This window comes from Corynebacterium sp. HMSC05E07 (genome assembly GCF_001807225.1).
Lineage (GTDB): Bacteria > Actinomycetota > Actinomycetes > Mycobacteriales > Mycobacteriaceae > Corynebacterium > Corynebacterium singulare.
In genome coordinates, this window is record NZ_KV788237.1 from 1 (window position 1) to 883 (window position 883).

Sequence of the window (883 nt, forward strand, 5' to 3'; positions counted from 1 at the left end):
CACGGTGTTACTAGATACCCCCGCGCAACAGAGAACTTCCTCACAGGCATCACCCTAGCGGGTGTGGCCATTGCACAACGGGCCGCAGAAGAAGACCAGAGCGTCACTGAAGGTAAAGCAGACCCACTAAACGTGCCTGAGTCCACGGTTCGAATTGGGGAGCCGCACTCACCACTGCGCACCGCATTCGACGAATCCGTTGAAAAGGTCAACAACATCTTCTCCATGGCGGGCGTTGACGCCAACAGCGATGAAACCGCGCACATGATTGTCACTGCTTGGGGCACGTTGACTACCCTCCCGGAGGCGGTGCGTCTCGGCAAATAAAACAGCCGCGACCAGCTCAAGCGCTCCCGCAAGTTCCAGAAGGACGCTACTAAGGCGATCTTTAGCGGCGTCGAAAAGCGCACACAGTGCGACGCATTGCTCACCACCGGCTAGGCGCGAGCGTTTAACGAAAATACGAAGAAGCCCTCCAGTGTGCATACACATACTGGAGGGCTTCCTGCAGAACCTAGGTTCTGCTAGCGCTACAGGCTACTTAATGTAGCTCTGCATGCCCGGTTCAAGCTTGGTCGCACCAGACGGTACGTGCTTGATTTCGACACGCTCGGCGTTGGACGGCAGCGGCTGGCCAGCGTCCTCCGGCGCAGTAGCGTCCAGGGCATTCTTATCACGGTCACCGCGACCGGCGTCCTCGACAGACTCGTCCTTGACGTCGTTGTCACGGACGTTGTCCTCGGTCACGTCACCGTGGTCATTGCCACCCTCGTGGTCGCCATCGCTGACGTTATCGCCGCCATCGTGGCCGCCATCGAAACCGTCGGCGATGATCTTGACAAGTCCCAGACCCGGGATGAGCAGCAGCCACCACGGCAGGTCA

General features: G+C 59.0%; 1 protein-coding gene and 1 pseudogene. One reads left to right on the forward strand and one right to left on the reverse strand.

Annotation, left to right across the window (positions count from 1 at the left end; genetic code table 11):
- Positions 1-327 (forward strand): annotated as a pseudogene (locus HMPREF3149_RS07305) (type I restriction endonuclease subunit R); the annotation flags it as partial.
- 210 nt (positions 328-537) lie between these two features.
- On the opposite strand, the gene HMPREF3149_RS13600 reads toward HMPREF3149_RS07305, so the two are convergent.
- A partial coding sequence (locus HMPREF3149_RS13600; protein ID WP_210385428.1) for a hypothetical protein occupies positions 538-883 on the reverse strand: 346 nt, incomplete at its 5' end.